We start from the raw sequence: 18,731 nt of genomic DNA, 5'->3' as shown, positions 1-18,731 counted from the left end.
CCGGATAACCGTTACAGACAGGTATATTCGCCTTTGTTACTACCAAATCGTTTGACGCCTTCCGATCGATGCGTGCGCATGGGATGGAAGCGAAACGGCCAATTAGAAACGGCAAGTCGATTCGTCTGATTAAATGATGTTTAAGAAGCTTTGCGCTCCGATTTCGAGCATGCGAGGGGCATTTTAAACCCGTTAAATCCTGTTTGCGCCGCACAATAAAAAAATTCACAAAAAGCCGCTTTATATGATCGGGCTCCGCGAGCACTGCACAACTCGCGCGCGGCGCTTCCAGGAGAAATTGCGCGAAAAGCCTGGAGGCTGGCGTCAAATGACTGGCTCGAACAACTAGGCTTACCCTTTCATGCTGTGAGGAACCTGCCAATGACATTGCGCCCAGCCCTTGCATCTGTACTTGTAAACCCTCCTCCCGCGCGCGGCTCACGCGCTTTTTCATGGGTGCCGGCCGCAACGCTCGCGCTGGGCGTCCTCGGCGTGTTGCTCCCGGTGATGAGTTGCCGCGCCGCCGACGCGCCCGTTTGCAGGAGCGCCGCCGGGCGCGCGGCGACAGACGCAGGCGACGACGCCATCTCCGCCGATACGCCCGGCAGCGACGGGACACGCCTGTTTCCCCGCGGCAAGAGCGTGCGGATCGACGTGACCACGCGCGCGACGCGCGACGACAAGGTGCAATGGCAGATCACGGATACCTGGAGCCGTCCGCAGGCAAGCGGCAACTTCACGGTGGCAGCCGGCCCGCGCGTCACGTCGCTCACCTGCACGCTGCCGCAGGCGGGCTACTTCGCGTTTTCGGCGTCGCTGGCTTCGCAGCCGTCTACGGGTTTGCCCCAGCGCGGCACCCGGCCGGCCGGCATCACCACGTTCGGCGTGCTGCCCGATATGGGTACAGCACTTCCCGCACCCACCTTCGCGCGCCAGGACCTGCACCGCTTCGGTGGACAAGGCTCAGCATATATCGCGCCCGGGCAGCACTGCTGCGGCGGCGACGGCCTGCGTCCGCTTTACACCGACCTCGGTCTGGTGTGGGCCAACGACAAGCGGGGCTGGTACGTCATGGAGCCCAAAGGTCCGAATACGTTCGACGCTGCCGCCTCCCAGCTCGAGCTCCAGTTCAAGCCCGGCGACATCATGCGCTTGATCACGCTCGACGGCTTTCCCGGGTGGGCGAGTGCGAACGGCGAGGAGACCCACAGCTACGTGCCTTCGTCATTGGGCCAGTTGCGCGAATACATGTCGCGTGTAGGCGCGGAGTCCGCACGCATCCGTGCGCGCGTGTTCCCGCACCAGGCGCACAACTACTATCAGGTCACGTGGGAGCCAGACAAGGACGGCGGGCTGCCGTGGAAAGACACCGACGCGCATTTCGTCGATCTCTACAAGACCGTCTACGAGGGCATCCATGCCACCGACCCGTCGGCGATCGTGATGGGTCCGACCTATGCAGGCGTGCAGGGCAACACGGAGTGGCTCAAGAAGTTCGCACCGCTTGGCATTGCTAAGTATCTCGATGGCGTGACGATCCACGGCTACTACGATTTCGGTACCAGCCCTTCGCATCCGCCGGAGCGTCTGTACGGCGCACCCGAAAAAGGCACGCTTTCGCTGCCCGAAGCCATGCGCGAGCTGCGCACGACGATGCGCGACGTGCTCAAACCGGGCGCCCCGCTCTTCGTGACCGAAACAGGTATTAGTTACGACATCGGTACGAATTACGCAGCCAACTATCCCGACGCACAAACGCTCTACGCGCAGGGCGCGGTCGTCGCGCGCGCACATCTGATCCTGCTCGGCGAAGGCGCGGACACCACGTTCGTCTTCTATGGCGCGGACATGCCGGAGACGACGCCGGGCTACGGCGTGTTCTTCGAACTCGAGCATCCGAAGGGCATGTACGGCGCGTCGAACATCAGCCCGAAGCCGGCCGCGCTCGCGGTCGCGACCATGACGCGGCTGATCGACGGTACGTATACACTCGGGCCGCTGCGCGGCACGCCCGCGGGCGTCTACGCTTACGCGTTCGCGCGTCCGGGCGGCGGCAAGGTGATCACGGCGTTGTGGAGCCATGACAACGCGCGCTGGAGCGCGAAGACCGGGTTCGACGCGACGCGCGCGACGAACTACACGCTTCAGGTGGACGCGCGCGGGCGCTCGGGCAAGGTGAGCGTGTTCGACATGATGGGCAACCCGACCACCATGACTTACAACGACGGCATGCTCCCGCTGCGTCTGACCGAATCACCTGTGTATGTCGTGTCGGACAACGCCGAGGTCGCCAGATCGAACGCTGTCACGCCCGCGGGCTACGTCGCGCCGAAGCCTTGAGCGCAAGCGCCTGGGCTCGCATCTTGGCCCACGATAGCGAGACTTAGGCGGCTCTGGACAGTGCAACGCGATTTTGAGCCGCCTAGACTGCTGATGAACGCGACGCCTGATTGTCATGCGCCGCGCGCGCAACGGCTGCGCTTGAGACAATCATATCGACACGACCGCCACCCCACGGATCCGCTCGTCCATGCTGTCGCCTACCGAATTCCTCGAGGTTGTGCGGCTCGCACCGCTTGTCGGGATCGACCTCATCGTCGCCGATGCCGACGGCCGCGTGCTTGTGGGCGAGCGACGCAATCGCCCGGCGCGCGGCAAGTGGTTCGTGCCAGGCGGACGCATCCACAAGGACGAATGGCTCGACGCGGCGTTCACGCGCATCGTCGAAACCGAGCTCGGCATTGCGGGCATGCAGCGCTCGGCCGCGCGCTTCGTCGGCGTCTACGAGCATCACTATCCGGACAACTTCGCGGCGGAAAACGGCATCGGCACACATTACGTTGTGCTTGCGTATGCGTTCATGCTGGACAGCACCGTGCCTGTCGGGCGCTTCGATCAGCACAGCCAGTACGCGTGGCTGTGGCCTGAGGAGCTGCTCATGCGCGAGGACGTGCACAAGAATTCGAAACAATATTTCTGCTGAAAACGCCCCAGCGACAGACACACGCGCGTCGTGGATTGACCGCGCGACGTTCGTGAAGCACGCGTGGGGCGCGTGTGCGCGCCCGTAAGACGCGGGATCAACGCCCGATCAACGCCGAGCCGCCTTGCCCAGCATACCGAGCCATTCTGCCAACTTCTCGCCATTTTCAGACTGCGGCGTGCGCCAGCACCCCACCGGCCTATCATGAATCCCGAGAGCGTGATGTGACCGCATGTAACAGCCCCACACAGCCGGATCAGGGCACGCGGCGCAAAAACGCAACGTACTCCTGCGAATCCTTTCTGCGCGAGGAACCGGCCATGTACATCGATAGGGTGGTCTGCCGGCAAGCCGCTTTCCAGCCGCGCGGCGCTCATTTGAAGTTCGGACACGTGGCCAAACGCATAGGCATCCTGGTTTTCGAGGGCTTCCCGCTCGGGGATGTGACCTTGCTCGCCGATGTGTTCCGTCTCGCGAACGATGCCTGCGCCGACACGCTTCCTGCTTATTCCATCGTCATGCTTTCCGAGCCTGGCGGCAACGTGGCCAGCGGCTGCGGCCTGCGGATATGGTCCGAGAGCCTGCATGGCCCGCTGCGCAGCGGCTTCGACACACTATTCATCGCCGGCGGCCCCGGTGCGATGGAGGCGCGCGACAACGCGCGGCTCATCACGCGGCTGCAGATGCTCGCACCGAAAGTGCGCATCATTCGCGCACTCGGCGAGGGACGCGCCGTACTCGCCGCCGCCGATGTGCCCTTCCTGCGCACGGGCGGCAATACGGCAAACTCGGCGCAGCGGCTACGCCGGGCGCTGGAAGCGCGCAACGCCGGCGCTTCGGTCGTGACGCCTTCCGAGGCGCTCGTCGCCGCGCTCAAGGTGGTCAAGCGTAATCACGGCGTGGCCCTGGCGCAGCGCGTATCCGAGGACTCGATGCCGGGCTCGTGGGAGCGGCTCGGCCCCATGCTCGACGATGGCGAGTCGGACAGCGCGAACGGCAAGATCAGCTCGGCCGCGCACTGGCTGCGCGAGAACTACCATCAGCCGATCTCGGTTGCCGACGCTGCGCGCGTCGCGCAGATGAGCATGCGAAACTTCCTGCGCCACTTCAAGACGCAAACGGGCCTCACGCCTTCCGAATATCTGCTGCGCACCCGGCTCGATGCCAGTTGCCTTCTGCTCGCGCAAACCAATCTTCCCATCGACGAGATCGCGCAACGCTGCGGCGTGCCACGCGGCGAGCGTCTCGCGCGGATCTTCCGGCGCAGGCTCTCGATTTCGCCATCGGGGTATCGCGCCGTGAACCGGCGGGCTTCGGGCGAGTAATGCCGGTCGCAATTCGATACATGTTTTACCGTTGCATACGCAAACGCCGCGCTTTCGCGCGGCGGTTTTTTCATTCGGCATACTCAGCGTGTAATTTCAGCGTGCCGGGTGTGCAACGTTACAGCATGCCGGAGCCGAAGATCTCCGTGTGGATGCGCGAAGCATCGACGCCGCGGGCAATCAGCGCCTCGCGCTGTTCGCGCATGAACGCCACGGGGCCGCACAGGTAGTAGTCGGCGTCGGGCAGCAGCACATCCGCTTCGATGCGGCCGATATCGATGCGTCCTTCGAAGTCGTAGTCCACGCCCTGGCGGTCGTTTGTACCGACTTCTTCGTAGAACACCGCACGCTTGACGTTCGGGTACTCGGACACCGCGTGACGCAGAAAGTCGCGGAATGCGTGCACCTTCGCGTTACGGCATGCGTGCACGAAAGTCATCTTGCGCTCGCTGCGCTCGGCGATCAGCGTGGAGAGCATCGACTTCATCGGCGTGATGCCCACGCCGCCGCTCATCAGCACGACCGGCGAGGTCTTCTTGCGATCGAGCGTGAACTCGCCCATCGGCGCGCTCACGTGCACCACCGCGCCTTCTTCCACCCCGTCATGCATGATGTTCGACACGTGGCCCGGCTGCGCTTCGCCGCGGCCAGCCTCGCGCTTCACCGAAATGCGCAGCCACTTGCCGTGGGGCGCGTCCGAGAGGCTGTACTGACGCGGCTGGTCCACGCCGAGCTTGTCGACGAAGCGCGTCACGCTCACGTACTGGCCCGGCTCGAAGCCGCCCGCGGACGCACCGTCGGCCGGCGCGAGATAGAACGAGGTGATCTCATCGCTTTCGACTTGCTTGCGCATGACCTTGAACGGACGGAAGCCGCTCCACGAAGCGCTTTCGTACAGCTTCGCCTCGGTGCCGATCATGATGTTCGCGAGCTGCTCGTAAGCCACGGCCCAGGCGTCGAGCGTGGGCTGGTCCACGGCGTCGCCGAGCACGTCCACGACCGCGCCGAGTAGATGGCGGCCGACAATCGGATAGTGCTCCGGACGGATGTTCAGGCTCGCGTGCTTGTGCGCGATGTGCGTGACCGCGCCGCCGAGCGCGCCCAGATTGTCGATGTTCGCCGCGTAGGCGTACACCGCGCGGGCGAGCGTTTCGGGCTGGCTGCCGCTTTGCTGATGCGTCTGGTTGAAGATGTTCTTGAGCTCGGGGTGCGCGGCGAACATCCGCTTGTAGAAATGCTTGGTGATCGTGGCGCCGTGCTCGGCGAAAACGGGCGCAGTGGCCTTCACGCGGGCCATCTGGTCGGCAGTGAGCGCAGTCATTTACGGCTTCTCCGTGGTAAAGATGCACACAAGATACATCTTTAATGCGACAGCCCGACCCAGGCATTTTGTCGCACCCCAGCAATTTCCCGATTGCGCCGGCCGTGAACGCGCGGCGGATGGCCTTGGAGCGCGCTTCGGCGGGGCTTTTGCGGTGCGGGAAACAGTCTCTTTCGGACGATGACGGTGCGGTTGGACGCCAGACACCACCTTGGACCGCACATCGGCCGGACGGGGCGACACGCGCTCGCGCCTTTTTATGCCTTACGCGCCCTCGCCCTTGCCCGCGCCCCGATCGTGCCGCCAGAGCACGTCGCTACCGCCCGCCGCCCGGTTGAGCACGCGCGCGAGCACGAACAGCAGGTCGGAGAGCCGGTTGACGTAGCGGCGCGGCGTATCGGCGAGCGGCGGGCCCGAGTTCGCCGAGGCGCCCAGTGCGACGACCGCGCGCTCGGCGCGCCGACACACGGTGCGGCACACGTGCGCGAGCGCTGCCGCTCGCGAGCCGCCCGGGAGGATGAATTCCTTGAGCGGCGGCAGCGTGGCGTTGTAGTGCTCGAGCCAGCCATCGAGCCGCGCGAGATGTGCGTCGGTCACGAGCGTGTGGCCCGGCATGCACAGCTCGCCGCCGAGATCGAACAGGTCGTGCTGGATTGCGACGAGCGCCTCGCGCACGTCGTCGGGGAGCGATTCGCACAGCAACACGCCGATCTGCGAATTCAGTTCGTCGACGTCGCCGATCGCGGCGATGCGCGCGTCGTCCTTGCGCACGCGGCTGCCGTCGCCGAGTCCGGTCGAGCCGTCGTCGCCGGTGCGCGTTGCAATCTTGCTCAGGCGATTGCCCATGTCGTGCTCTCCGAAGCTGTAAATTCGCGCAGGTCGCGCATCACCCGCGCCCGGCGCCGTGTCCGGCGCCCATGCCTGCCGGCCCCATTATAGGTTTCGTGCACCGCAGCATAAGGAGCGCGACTTTGCGGCACGGACGTTCAGCGTAAAATGGTCCACCAGAAGTCATTCCCATACGAAGGAGACACCCGCGTGAATCACCCCGCGCCGCCGGCACTCGCACGCCGCCCGTTCCCCACCGAACTCCTCGATCAACTGCGCGGCGCGTTCGGCGAACGCGTCTCCACCTCCGAAGCCGTACGCGCCCATCACGGCCGCGACGAATCGCCCTTCGATCCGCAACTGCCCGACGCCGTGGTGTTCGCGCAGAGCACGGAGGATATCCAGACCATCGTCAAGCTGTGCGCCCGTCATGGCGTGCCGATCATTCCCTACGGCAACGGCTCGTCGCTCGAAGGTCACTTGCTGGCCGTGCAGGGCGGCGTGTCGATCGACCTCTCGCAGATGAACCGCGTGCTCTCGATCAATGCCGAAGATCTCACCGTGACCGTCGAGCCCGGCATCTCGCGCAAGCAGCTCAATGAAGCGCTGCGCGACACGGGCCTGTTCTTCCCGATCGACCCGGGCGCCGATGCGAGCATCGGCGGCATGGCGGCCACGCGCGCCTCGGGCACCAACGCCGTGCGCTACGGCACGATGCGCGAGAACGTGCTCGGCCTGACCGCCGTGCTCGCCGACGGCCGCGTAGTCAAGACCGGCACGCGCGCACGCAAGTCGTCGGCGGGCTACGACCTCACGCGCCTGTTCGTCGGCTCGGAGGGCACGCTCGGCGTGATCACCGAAATCACGGTGCGGCTCTATCCGCAGCCCGAGGCCGTCTCGGCGGCGGTGTGCGCGTTCCCTTCGATGGCGGAGGCCGTGCGCACGGTGATCGAGACGATCCAGATCGGTGTGCCGATCGCGCGCGTGGAATTCATCGACTCGCTCGCGGTGCGCGCGATCAACAAGCATTCGAACCTCTCGCTGCGCGAAAAGCACACGCTCTTCTTCGAGTTTCACGGCACCGAGGCGGGCGTCGCGGAACAGGCGCAGCTCGTGCAGGAGCTTGCCGCGCAGCATGGCGGCGAAGGCTTCGAGTGGGCCACGCGCCCCGAGGACCGCAGCCGCCTGTGGAACGCGCGCCACAACGCCTACTTCGCGATGCTGCAGCTCAAGCCCGGCTGCCGCGCCGTGACCACCGACGTGTGCGTGCCGATCTCGCGCCTCGCCGAATGCGTGATCGAGACGGAAACCGATCTCAAGGCCTCGCCACTGCCCTGCCCGATCGTCGGCCACGTGGGCGACGGCAACTTCCACGTGGCGATCCTGATCGACCCGGACAAGCCCGAGGAAATCGACGAGGCGGAGCGCCTGAATCACCGCATCGTGCAGCGTGCGATCGCGATGGACGGCACCTGCACGGGCGAACACGGTGTGGGCTTGCACAAGATGGATTTCCTCGTCGAAGAGCACGGCGCGGACACCATCGACACGATGCGCGCGATCAAACACGCACTCGATCCGCACAACCTGATGAATCCGGGCAAGATCTTCAGCTGGGCGGTGTAACCGACAAGCGCTGAGAAGCGCACTCAAGCGCAACAGACGGGAGGAGACATGAACGCACCCGAGGCGAACTTGCCCGAGCTGAGCCCGGAAGCGCTCGCGCAACGCCAGCGCGAGGTAGTCCAGGCGTTGATGGCCGTGCTGCCGGCGCATTGCCTGCTGCATCGCGAGGAGGACACCGTCGCCTACGAGTGCGACGGCCTTGCCGCCTACCGGCGGCTGCCGCTCGCCGTGGCGCTGCCGGAAACCGAGTCGCAGGTGCAACGCATCGTGCAGATCTGCCGACGCCTCGACGTGCCGGTCGTGCCGCGCGGCGCGGGCACCGGTCTCTCGGGCGGCGCCATGCCGATCCGGCACGGCATCGTGCTTTCGCTCGCGCGCTTCAAGCGCATTCTCGAAGTCGATCCGTACGCGCGCACGGCCACCGTGCAGCCGGGCGTGCGCAATCTGGCCGTTTCCGAAGCGGCGGCGCCCTTCGGCCTTTACTACGCGCCCGACCCTTCGTCGCAGATCGCCTGCACGATAGGCGGCAACGTTTCGGAGAACTCGGGCGGCGTCCATTGCCTCAAGTACGGCCTCACGGTGCACAACGTGCTGCGCGTGCGCGCCGTGACGATGGACGGCGAGATTGTCGAGTTTGGCTCGCTCGCGCCCGATGCACCGGGCCTCGACCTGCTCGCGGTGATGATCGGCAGCGAAGGCATGTTCGCGATCGTGACCGAAGTGACCGTCAAGCTGATTCCGCGCCCGCAAACCGCGCAGGTCATCATGGCGAGCTTCGACGACGTCGTGAAAGGCGGCGACGCCGTGGCGGGCATCATCGCCTCGGGCATCATTCCGGCGGGCCTCGAAATGATGGACAAGCCGGCCACGCGCGCCGTGGAAGAGTTCGTGAACGCGGGCTACGACCTCGACGCCGCCGCCATCCTGCTGTGCGAAGCCGACGGCACGCCCGAAGAAGTCGCCGACGAGATCGCGCGCACGACCACGGTGCTGCGCGAGCATGGCGCCACGCGCATCCAGATCTCGCGCACCGAGGAAGAACGCCTGCGCTTCTGGTCGGGCCGCAAGAATGCGTTTCCGGCCGCGGGCCGCATCTCGCCCGACTACTACTGCATGGACGGCACCGTGCCGCGCCGCGCGATCGGGCCGCTGCTCGCGCGCATCCACGAGATGGAAAAGCAGTATGGATTGCGCTGCATCAACGTCTTCCATGCCGGCGACGGCAACATGCACCCGCTCATTCTCTTCAACGGCAACGACCTCGACGAATGGCACCGCGCCGAGGCTTTCGGCTCTGACATTCTCGAGACATGCGTCGAACTGGGTGGCACCGTGACGGGCGAGCACGGTGTGGGCATCGAGAAGATCAATTCGATGTGCGTGCAATTCTCGCCGCAGGAGCGCGACGCGTTTCATGCGGTAAAACACGCGTTCGACCCGGCCAGGCTGCTCAACCCCGACAAGGGCATTCCCACGCGGGCGCGCTGCGCCGAGTACGGGCGCATGCACGTGCGCGGGAATCTGCTGCCGCACCCCGAGTTGCCACGCTTCTGACAGGCGCGCGAACGCGCACCCGGCACCGCGCCGTCTATGCATATCGCGTGACCCGAATGAGGGTCCGCTCCGGGTTGTCAGGCGAGGTTCGCTCAGTACAATCGAACGAACCATATAACGAACGAGCGCGACCATCACGACATGGAAGAGGACGACATCGTCTCGGACTGGTCCGAACGCATCCGGGCGGCGAGCGCCGATGGGCGGGCGCTGCGCATTCGCGGCGGGGGCACCAAGGACTGGTACGGCCAGTCGCTCGAAGGCGAGATTCTCGACACGCGCGCGCACCGCGGCATCATCGCGTACGACCCGGCCGAACTGGTGATCACGGCGCGTGCCGGCACACCGCTTGCGGAAATCGAAACGGCGCTCGCGGCCCACGGCCAGATGCTCGCATTCGAGCCGCCGCACTTCGGCGCCCAGGCCACCCTGGGCGGCTGCATTGCCGCAGGCATTGCCGGGCCGCGGCGGGCGAGCGCGGGCGCACCTCGCGACTTCGTGCTGGGCGCGGTGCTCATGAACGGCCACGGCGAAGTGCTGCATTTCGGCGGCCAGGTCGTGAAGAACGTGGCGGGCTACGACGTTTCGCGGCTCATGGCGGGCTCGCTCGGCACGCTCGGCCTGCTGCTGGAGCTTTCGGTGAAGGTGCTGCCGGCGCCGCAAGCGGAAACCACGCTCAAATTCGACATGAACGGCACCGACGCCGTGCGCAAGCTCAACGAATGGGGCGGCCGCCCGCTGCCGATGACGGCGAGCGCCTGGCGCAACGGCACGCTCGCGGTACGCCTTGCGGGCGCGGAAGCCGCGGTGAAGACAGCTCGCGCGAGCCTGGGCGGCGAAGTGGTGGACGCCGTGGAGGCCGAACGCTTCTGGGCGGGCCTGCGCGAGCAGACCGATCCGTTCTTTGCGTCGATCGCGCCCAACGCTGCACTGTGGCGTCTCGCGCTGCCCTCGATCGCGGAGCCCCTGCAACTGCCGGGCGCGCAACTCATGGAATGGGGCGGCGCGCAGCGCTGGTGGATCACGGAAACCGATGCGCAAACGGTGCGGATCAGCGCGAAGCAAGCCGGCGGTCACGCCACGATGTTCCGCACCGGGCGCGACTACGACCGCAGCGCAGGCGTCTTCACGCCTTTGCCCGCGCCGCTCATGAGGATCCATCGCGGCCTGAAGGCCGCCTTCGACCCGGCCCGCATCTTCAATCGCGGCCGGCTGTATTCCGACTTCTGACGACACCCACACGCGGCGATGCAGACGAACCTCGCGGACTTCATACGCAACACCCCCGACGGCGACGAAGCCGACGCGATCCTGCGCAAGTGCGTGCATTGCGGCTTCTGCACCGCGACCTGCCCGACCTATCAGTTGCTCGGCGACGAGCTGGACGGCCCGCGCGGGCGCATCTATCTCATGAAGCAGATGGTGGAAGGCGCGCCGGTCACGAAGAGCACGCTCACGCACCTCGACCGCTGCCTCACGTGCCGCAGTTGCGAGACCACCTGCCCCTCCGGCGTGCAGTATGGGCGCCTCGTGGAAGTGGGCCGCAAGCATGCCGAACAGATGGTGAAGCGGCCGCTGCGCCAGCGCATCATGCGCCGCCTGCTCGCGGGCCTGCTGCCGCGCCGCGCCCTCTTCACGCCGGCCATGCGCCTCGGCCAGCAGGTGCGGCCGCTTTTGCCCAAGCGCCTGCGCGACAAGGTGCCCGTACGCCAGCGCTCGCTCGCGTGGCCCACGGCGAAGCACGCGCGCAAGATGCTGATGCTGCAAGGCTGTGTGCAGCCCTCGATGATGCCCAACATCAACATCGCGACCGCGCGCGTGCTGGACGCGCTGGGCATCGAAGCGATCGTCGCGCCGCAATCGGGCTGCTGCGGCGCGATCCGCCTGCATATGGGCTACGCCGACGATGCGCTCGACGACGTGCGCGCGAACATCGACGCCTGGTGGCCCTACATCGAGCAGGGCGCGGAAGCGATCGTGATGAACGCCTCGGGCTGCGGCGCGACGGTGAAGGAATACGCGCACCTGCTGCGCGACGATCCGGCCTATGTGGAGAAAGCGCGCCGCGTGGTCGAGCTCACCCGCGATCTCTCGGAGCTGCTGCCCGCCTTCGAGGAACAGCTCGTGGCCGCGACGAGGCGGCGCAGCATCAAGACGGTAGCCTGGCATCCGCCCTGCACACTTCAGCATGGCCAGCAGTTGCGCGGCGGCGTGGAGAGGCTGCTCACGGCGCTCGGACTCGACGTGCGACTTCCCGCCGACAGCCATCTCTGCTGCGGCTCCGCGGGCACGTATTCGATCATGCAGCCGCGCCTTTCCTACACGCTACGCAACCAGAAAGTGGACCGGCTGCAGGCGCTGGAGCCGCAATTGATCGTCTCGGCCAACATAGGTTGCATCACGCACCTGCAAAGCGGCACGGCGATTCCGGTCACGCACTGGATTGAGCTGGTCGAACATATGCTGGTGACGAATTGAACCGATCGGGAACGGAACCAGCGTAACGAGACGCACGGCGCGCCAACAGTCGGCCATTCGGTATAGCCTTGCTGGCCAGTGTTTCGCGCCGTGCGCAGTCCGTATAATGGCCGTCGTTCTGTTCGTTTTGGATCCAAAAAGGCGGCGTGCGCCCTTTCATGCGCCGGCCCTCAAGCCCGATGACCGATCTCTCCCACAATCTCGAAGCTGTCCGCGAGCGCATCGCCGCCGCCGCCCGCAACGCCGGCCGCGACCCGCAAAGCGTGGAGCTGCTCGCGGTTTCGAAGACCTTTCCTGCGCAGGACGTGCGCGCCGCTCACGCTGCGGGCCAGCGCGCGTTCGGCGAGAACTACGTGCAGGAATCGGTGGACAAGATCGAAGCGCTCGCCGACTTGCGCGCGAGCATCGAATGGCATTTCATCGGGCCGCTCCAATCGAACAAGACACGCCCCGTAGCCGAGCGTTTCGACTGGGTCCATTCGGTCGATCGTCTGAAGATTGCCGAGCGCCTTTCGGCGCAGCGTCCCGCCGGCATTGCGCCGCTCAACGTCTGCCTGCAGGTCAACGTAAGCGGCGAGGCCAGCAAGAGCGGCGTCACCCCGCAAGAAGCGCAGCAGGTCGCGCGCCAGATCGCCGCCCTGCCCAACCTGCGCCTGCGCGGGCTCATGTCGATTCCCGAGCCGGAAACCTCGCTCGAGGCGCAACGCGCGCCGCACCGCCAGCTGCGCGAGTTGTTCGAAGCGCTACGCGCAGATGGCCTCGCGCTCGACACGCTCTCCATGGGCATGTCGGCGGACCTCGAAGCGGCGGTGCTCGAAGGCGCGACGATCGTGCGCGTCGGCACCGCGATTTTCGGCGCGCGCGACTACTCTCACTGATTCACTGAACGATTCCATCACCATGAAAATTGCCTTCATCGGCGGCGGCAACATGGCCGCCGCACTCATCGGCGGCCTGATCCGCAAGGGCGTTCCCGCCGACAACCTCTACGCGATCGATCCGAACGAGGACGCCCGCAAGCGCAGCGCCGAGCAGTTCGGCGTGCGCACCGGCGCCGCCGCGGACGGCGCGCTCGCGTCGTACGACGCGGTCCTGATCGCCGTGAAGCCGCAAATCGCCAAGGCCGTGGCCGAGGGCATCGCCCCGCACCTGGGCGCCCATCAGGTCGTCATCAGCATCATGGCCGGTATCCGCATCGACGATCTCTCGCGCTGGCTGAACGGCCACGCGCGCGTCGTGCGCACGATGCCGAACACGCCCGCGCTGATCGGCATGGGCGCAACCGGCCTCGTCGCGAGCAGCGGCGTGGACGCCGCGGGCCGCCAGCTCGCCTCGGATGTGCTCGGCGCAGTCGGCCAGACGGTCTGGTTCGACGACGAAGCGAAGATCGACGCGGTCACGGGCATCTCGGGCAGCGGCCCGGCCTACGTGTTCTACTTCATCGAAGCGCTCGAAGAAGCGGCGCGCCAGCTCGGCATGGACGAGCAGCAAGGCCGCGCGCTCGCCATCGCCACGTTCACGGGTGCGGCGCAGCTTGCACTTCAATCGGACGAGCCGCCCGCCGTGCTGCGCGAGCGCGTGACCTCCAAGGGCGGCACGACCGCCGCCGCGCTGGCGTCGTTCGACGCTTCGGGCGTGAAGGCCGCCATCGTCAAGGGCGCGCTCGCGGCCGATGCGCGCGCGAAGGAAATGGGCGAGGAATTCGGCAAGCAGTAAGCGCACCGCCGTAAAGATAGAAAAAGCGCCGGGCGTGTCGTGCACCCGGCGCTTTTTTTCGTCGATCTGGCCTCAGAGTCCCGCGATGGCGTAATGAGCCGCGATCCCGACGAACAGCGCGCCGCCCAGCCAGTTGTTGTGGCGGAACGCGGCGAAGCACGGCATGCGTTCGCGGTTCTTGATGAGCGTGTAGTGGTAAATGGCGCAGCCCACGGCGGCCGCCCAGCCGAGCCAGTAGAGCCAGCCGAAGCCCAGCGTCACGCCCACCCACACGTAAATGCCGAGCGTGGCCGCATAGCAGAGCATGATCGCGAGCACGTCGAAGCGGCCGAACGTGAGCGCCGAGGTGCGAATGCCGATCTTGATGTCGTCGTCGCGATCGACCATCGCGTATTCGGTGTCGTAGGCCACCGACCAGAACACGTTCGCGGCCAGCATGATCCACGCGAGCGCCGGCACGTGATCCTGCACGGCAGCGAATGCCATGGGGATGCCGAAGCCGAACGCGATGCCCAGGTACGCCTGCGGAATCGCGAAAAAGCGCTTGGTGAACGGATACGACGCCGCCACGAACAGCGCCACGACCGAAAGCTGCTTCGTCAGCGCATTGAGCGGCAGGATCAACAGGAACGACACGAGTGCGAGGCCCGCGGCAATCGCCACCGCTTCCCAGGCGCGGATGCGGCCCGACGTGATGGGGCGCTCCGCCGTGCGCTTCACGTGGCGGTCGAAATCGCGGTCGGCGTAGTCGTTGATCGCGCAGCCCGCCGAGCGCATCAGCACGGTGCCGACCGTGAAAATGATCAGCAGCGAGAGGGGCGGATGGCCGTCCGAGGCGATCCACAGCGCGTTGAGCGTCGGCCACAGCAGCAGCAGGCTGCCGATCGGCTTGTCCATGCGGACGAGCCGCAAATAAAGCGGGAGTCGGGCGAACATGATCGGGGCGGGAAAAGCGATGCCGCTATTGTAGGCCAGGGCGGCGCGCCGTCGCCGCGAGCCGCACCCGCGCAAAAACAAAGGCCCGCCGGACATCCGGCGGGCCTTTCATCGTGCTGATCGTGCTTCAGGTGCAGCGCCCCGGGCGCCGCATCGGCATCAGGCCAGCAGCGAGCGCAGCATCCACGCGGTCTTTTCGTGCGTCTGCATGCGTTGCGTGAGCAGGTCGGCGGTCGGTTCGTCGTTGGCCGCTTCCGTCGCCGGGAAGATCGCGCGCGCGGTGCGCACCACGGCTTCCTGGCCTTCCACCAGCTGGCGGATCATGTCTTCAGCGGCCGGCACCCCGTCCGCTTCGGGAATCGACGAGAGCTTCGCGAATTCCTTGTAGCTGCCCGGCGCATGCACGCCCAGCGCACGAATACGCTCGGCGATGGCGTCGACAGCCAGCGCGAGTTCGTTGTACTGCCCTTCGAACATCAGGTGGAGCGTGTTGAACATCGGCCCCGTGACGTTCCAGTGAAAGTTGTGCGTCTTCAGATACAGCGTGTAGGTGTCCGCGAGCAGGCGCGAGAGACCGTCCGCGATCTTCTTGCGATCCTTGTCGCTGATGCCGATATTCACGTGCTGTACGGTTGCTTTTTTGGCCATGACGACTCCTTGTGTAGCAATGAGACTACGCGTGCTTGACGATCCGGTTGTGCCCGCCTGCGCCTTAAAAAAAGCTGGCGCGCGAGCGCTCGATCGGTCGTCAGTGTAGCCTGGAAAGTTCAGAAACCCGGCTCATCCGACCCTACTGTGCAGCAACGCGCCCGGCTCGTTCAGTGCCCTGCCAGGTGCGCGAAGGCTTGCGTGGCGATCGCCACGAAGCCGCTCGCCACGATCGCAAAGCCCACCATCCGGCGCACGATCTGCGTGCCTTGCGCACGCGTGCGCGCCATCGCGGCCGCATTTCCCGGTCCCATGGTCTTGAGGGTCATCGTCATCGTTCGGGTCATGGTCGTGCTCCTGTGGTAATTCCTGGAAGTCCTGCTTCAGGCGCGGCTCGCTGTCTGAACGTTGTGACAACAAACCGCGCCCGCGTCCTTACTTCGCCAGCTTCGCGATCGCGTCGATCACACCTTGCGCATACGCCGGGTCGGCGCGGCGGAAATGCTCGATCTGACGCTCCACGATCTCCGCCGGCACGCCGTCGATGTGTCGCGCGATGTTCGCGAAGAGCCGCTCGCGCTGGCCCGCATCGAACAACCGGAACAGCGCGCCCGGCTGGCTGTAGTAGTCGTCGTCTTCGCGGTGATCGTAGTGATCGACCGCACCGGCCGCGAGCGGCGGCTCACCCGCCTGCGGACGCTGCGCGAAGTCGCCGAAACGGCTCGGTTCGTAGTTCACGTTGCCGCCCAGGTTGCCGTCGGTGCGCATTGCGCCGTCGCGATGGAACGAGTGGAACGGGCAGCGCGGCGCGTTCACCGGAATCTGGTGATGGTTCACACCGAGGCGATAGCGTTGCGTGTCGCCATACGAGAACAACCGCCCCTGCAACAAGCGATCCGGCGAGAAGCCGATGCCCGGCACCACGTTCGCCGGCGTGAAGGCGGCCTGCTCGACATCGGCGAAATAATTCTCCGGATTGCGGTTCAGCTCGATCGTGCCGACGTCGATCAGCGGATAGTCCTTGTGCGGCCAGATCTTCGTGATGTCGAACGGGTTGTACGGCACCTTCGCGGCATCGGCCTCGGGCATCACCTGAATGCGGAAATTCCACTTCGGGAAATTGCCCTTCTCGATCTCATTGAAGAGATCGCGCTGCGCCGATTCGCGGTCCTGAGCAATCACCTGCGCGGCTTCGGCATCGCTGTAGTTCTCCACGCCCTGCGCCGACTTGAAGTGGAACTTCACGTAGAAACGCTCGTTGTTCGCGTTGATGAACGAGAACGTGTGCGAGCCGAAACCGTGCTGCTGACGATAGTTCTTCGGAATGCCGCGATCGCTCATGAGGATCGTCACCTGATGCAGCGACTCCGGATGACGCGACCAGAAGTCCCACGCGGCCACGTTGCTGCGCATGTTGGTGCGCGGATCGCGCTTTTGCGTGTGGATGAAGTCCGGGAACTTGAGCGGATCGCGAATGAAGAACACCGGCGTGTTGTTGCCGACGATGTCCCAGTTGCCCTCTTCCGTGTAGAACTTGATCGAGAAGCCGCGCACGTCGCGCTCGGCATCGGCCGCACCGCGCTCGCCCGCCACGGTCGAAAAGCGGATGAAGAGCGGTGTTTCCTTGCCGACTTCGCCGAACACCTTTGCCTTCGTGTAGCGCGAGATGTCGTGCGTGACCTTGAGCGTGCCGAACGCGCCCGAGCCCTTCGCGTGCACGCGGCGCTCGGGGATCACTTCGCGGTCGAAGTGTGCGAGCTTTTCGAGGAGCCACACGTCCTGCAGCATCACGGGGCCGCGCGGACCGGCGGTGAGCGAGTTCTGATTGTCGACGACGGGTGCGCCGGCTGCCGAGGTGAGAGTACGGTCGGTCATGCTGGATTCCTTCCTTGCTTGCGTGTGTGTTCTGGAATTCGGTGAAATCTGCCGTGCGATGGTGAGATGGCGCGAGGCCGTCAGGCGGACAGCGCGCGGTCGACGAGCAGCGAGAACCACACGGTGCGAAGGCCAGAATGGGCGCGTGCCGAGGTGCTGGGGGTGTTCGGGGTCGTGGTTTGCATCGCTTCCTCCAGGGGTTTTCCGGTTGGGATCGGGTAGAGGAAACTTTAGCAACGACTATCGAAATATGTAATTTGATTTATTCAATCTATCGAATAGACGCTGATTATTGGGGTCGCAAGAAACGTAAGGCTGGAGAATGGCGGCGCGGGCGAATGACGCGCCGGAGGGGAAAACGCGCCGCGCAGCCCGAAAGCGCACGGCGCGATAGACGTCAGGCAGCCTCGGCAGGCGCCTCGATCTTCTTCACGCCGGGCAGCTCGCAGGCGTGAATGGCGTCGACGATCGCCTCGATCGCCGGCATGCGCGTGAAGCTCTTGCGCCACGCGAGCACCACGCGGCGGTCCGGCACGGGTTCGTCAAACGGCACATAGGAAAGCAGCCCGGAATCCACGCCGCCCGCGTGCGGCTTCACCTCGGTTACCGACATACGCGGCAGCACGGTAATGCCCACGCCGCTCGCGACCATATGACGAATGGTCTCCAGCGACGAGCCTTCGAACGTCTTCTGGATGCCGTCGGCGTTCTGCGAGAAGCGCATCAGTTCGGGGCACACGCCCAGCACGTGGTCGCGGAAGCAATGACCGCTGCCGAGCAGCAGCATGGTTTCCTGCTTGAGGTCGTCCGGGTCGATCTTCGGGCGCTGCTCCCACGCATGGCCCGAAGGCAGCGCCACGACGAACGGTTCGTCGTACAGCGGCCGCAGCGTGAGGCCGGTTTCGGGGAACGGCAGCGCCATGATCGCCACGTCGATCTCGCCCTGCTTGAGCAGCTCGATGAGCTTGAGCGTGTAGTTCTCCTGCAGCATGAGCGGCATTTGCGGCACGCGCTTGATCATCTGCTTGACGAGCGTGGGCAGCAGGTAGGGCCCGATGGTATAGATCACGCCGAGGCGCAGCGGCCCGACGAGCGGGTCCTTGCCCTGCTTGGCGATTTCCTTGATCGCGAGCGTCTGTTCGAGCACGCGCTGCGCTTGCGTGACGATCTGCTCGCCGATGGGCGTCACGCTCACCTCGCTGGTGCCGCGCTCGAAGATCTGCACGTTCAGTTCGTCTTCGAGCTTCTTGATGGCGACCGAAAGGGTCGGCTGGCTCACGAAGCAGGCTTCCGCAGCCCGTCCGAAGTGGCGCTCTCGAGCTACCGCGACAATGTATTTCAATTCAGTGAGCGTCATTCGGGGACCAATCAAAAAAGGTGAATCAATAGCTTGTAGTTATACACCTATGGCGGTGATTCGCCAATAATCAACACCCCTATG

General features: G+C 65.4%; 16 protein-coding genes. 9 read left to right on the top strand and 7 right to left on the bottom strand.

Annotation, left to right across the window (positions count from 1 at the left end):
* The first annotated feature begins 507 nt into the window (after positions 1–507).
* The 3 genes from AB4Y40_RS25820 to AB4Y40_RS25810 all read left to right on the top strand — a co-directional run bounded on the left by AB4Y40_RS25820 (position 508) and on the right by AB4Y40_RS25810 (position 4,308).
* On the top strand, positions 508–2,340 hold the full coding sequence (locus AB4Y40_RS25820; RefSeq protein ID WP_368690369.1) for a hypothetical protein: 1,833 nt from the start codon (positions 508–510) through the stop codon (positions 2,338–2,340).
* 190 nt (positions 2,341–2,530) lie between these two features.
* The gene (locus AB4Y40_RS25815; protein ID WP_042262452.1) at positions 2,531–2,983 is read left to right on the top strand and encodes a GDP-mannose mannosyl hydrolase; all 453 of its coding nucleotides are present in this window, start codon (positions 2,531–2,533) and stop codon (positions 2,981–2,983) included.
* A gap of 320 nt (positions 2,984–3,303) precedes the next feature.
* Positions 3,304–4,308 (top strand): helix-turn-helix domain-containing protein, encoded by a 1,005-nt coding sequence (locus AB4Y40_RS25810; protein ID WP_342919324.1) that lies wholly within the window; start codon positions 3,304–3,306, stop codon positions 4,306–4,308.
* Between the two features lie 118 nt (positions 4,309–4,426).
* On the opposite strand, the gene hmpA is transcribed toward AB4Y40_RS25810, so the two are convergent.
* The gene (gene hmpA, locus AB4Y40_RS25805) at positions 4,427–5,629 is read right to left on the bottom strand and encodes an NO-inducible flavohemoprotein (RefSeq protein WP_368690220.1); all 1,203 of its coding nucleotides are present in this window, start codon (positions 5,627–5,629) and stop codon (positions 4,427–4,429) included.
* Between the two features lie 264 nt (positions 5,630–5,893).
* Complete coding sequence (locus tag AB4Y40_RS25800) at positions 5,894–6,475, bottom strand: cob(I)yrinic acid a,c-diamide adenosyltransferase (RefSeq protein WP_368690219.1); 582 nt, start codon at positions 6,473–6,475, stop codon at positions 5,894–5,896.
* 192 nt (positions 6,476–6,667) lie between these two features.
* Here AB4Y40_RS25800 and AB4Y40_RS25795 point away from each other — a divergent pair, with 192 nt between their 5' ends.
* The 6 genes from AB4Y40_RS25795 (at position 6,668) to proC (ending at position 13,831) form a co-directional block, all read left to right on the top strand.
* Positions 6,668–8,083: an FAD-binding oxidoreductase gene (locus AB4Y40_RS25795; protein WP_368690218.1), complete on the top strand. Its 1,416-nt coding sequence runs from the start codon at positions 6,668–6,670 to the stop codon at positions 8,081–8,083.
* A gap of 48 nt (positions 8,084–8,131) precedes the next feature.
* Positions 8,132–9,637, top strand: coding sequence for an FAD-linked oxidase C-terminal domain-containing protein (locus tag AB4Y40_RS25790; protein ID WP_028201996.1), 1,506 nt, complete (start codon positions 8,132–8,134; stop codon positions 9,635–9,637).
* A 141-nt stretch (positions 9,638–9,778) separates the two neighbouring features.
* On the top strand, positions 9,779–10,867 hold the full coding sequence (gene glcE / locus AB4Y40_RS25785) for a glycolate oxidase subunit GlcE (protein WP_368690217.1): 1,089 nt from the start codon (positions 9,779–9,781) through the stop codon (positions 10,865–10,867).
* A gap of 18 nt (positions 10,868–10,885) precedes the next feature.
* Entirely contained in the window at positions 10,886–12,115 is a 1,230-nt protein-coding gene (gene glcF / locus AB4Y40_RS25780) for a glycolate oxidase subunit GlcF (RefSeq protein ID WP_368690216.1), read from the top strand.
* A gap of 179 nt (positions 12,116–12,294) precedes the next feature.
* Complete coding sequence (locus AB4Y40_RS25775) at positions 12,295–12,993, top strand: YggS family pyridoxal phosphate-dependent enzyme (RefSeq protein ID WP_368690215.1); 699 nt, start codon at positions 12,295–12,297, stop codon at positions 12,991–12,993.
* A gap of 22 nt (positions 12,994–13,015) precedes the next feature.
* Entirely contained in the window at positions 13,016–13,831 is an 816-nt protein-coding gene (proC, locus tag AB4Y40_RS25770) for a pyrroline-5-carboxylate reductase (protein ID WP_342919331.1), read from the top strand.
* A gap of 72 nt (positions 13,832–13,903) precedes the next feature.
* Here proC and ubiA read toward each other — a convergent pair whose 3' ends face one another.
* The 5 genes from ubiA to AB4Y40_RS25745 all read right to left on the bottom strand — a co-directional run bounded on the left by ubiA (position 13,904) and on the right by AB4Y40_RS25745 (position 18,647).
* Positions 13,904–14,767: a 4-hydroxybenzoate octaprenyltransferase gene (ubiA, locus tag AB4Y40_RS25765; RefSeq protein ID WP_368690214.1), complete on the bottom strand. Its 864-nt coding sequence runs from the start codon at positions 14,765–14,767 to the stop codon at positions 13,904–13,906.
* Between the two features lie 159 nt (positions 14,768–14,926).
* The gene (locus AB4Y40_RS25760; protein ID WP_368690213.1) at positions 14,927–15,415 is read right to left on the bottom strand and encodes a Dps family protein; all 489 of its coding nucleotides are present in this window, start codon (positions 15,413–15,415) and stop codon (positions 14,927–14,929) included.
* Positions 15,416–15,585: 170 nt separating this feature from the next.
* Positions 15,586–15,762 (bottom strand): hypothetical protein, encoded by a 177-nt coding sequence (locus AB4Y40_RS25755; RefSeq protein ID WP_368606757.1) that lies wholly within the window; start codon positions 15,760–15,762, stop codon positions 15,586–15,588.
* An 88-nt stretch (positions 15,763–15,850) separates the two neighbouring features.
* Positions 15,851–17,290, bottom strand: a complete 1,440-nt coding sequence (locus AB4Y40_RS25750; protein WP_368690212.1) for a catalase — start codon at positions 17,288–17,290, stop codon at positions 15,851–15,853.
* A 397-nt stretch (positions 17,291–17,687) separates the two neighbouring features.
* On the bottom strand, positions 17,688–18,647 hold the full coding sequence (locus AB4Y40_RS25745; RefSeq protein WP_069268466.1) for a hydrogen peroxide-inducible genes activator: 960 nt from the start codon (positions 18,645–18,647) through the stop codon (positions 17,688–17,690).
* Positions 18,648–18,731: the final 84 nt, after the last annotated feature.

This window comes from Paraburkholderia sp. EG287B (assembly GCF_040965595.1).
Taxonomy (GTDB): Bacteria; Pseudomonadota; Gammaproteobacteria; order Burkholderiales; family Burkholderiaceae; genus Paraburkholderia.
Note: the sequence above shows the minus strand (reverse complement) of the source record. Positions and strands in the feature narration are given on the sequence as shown.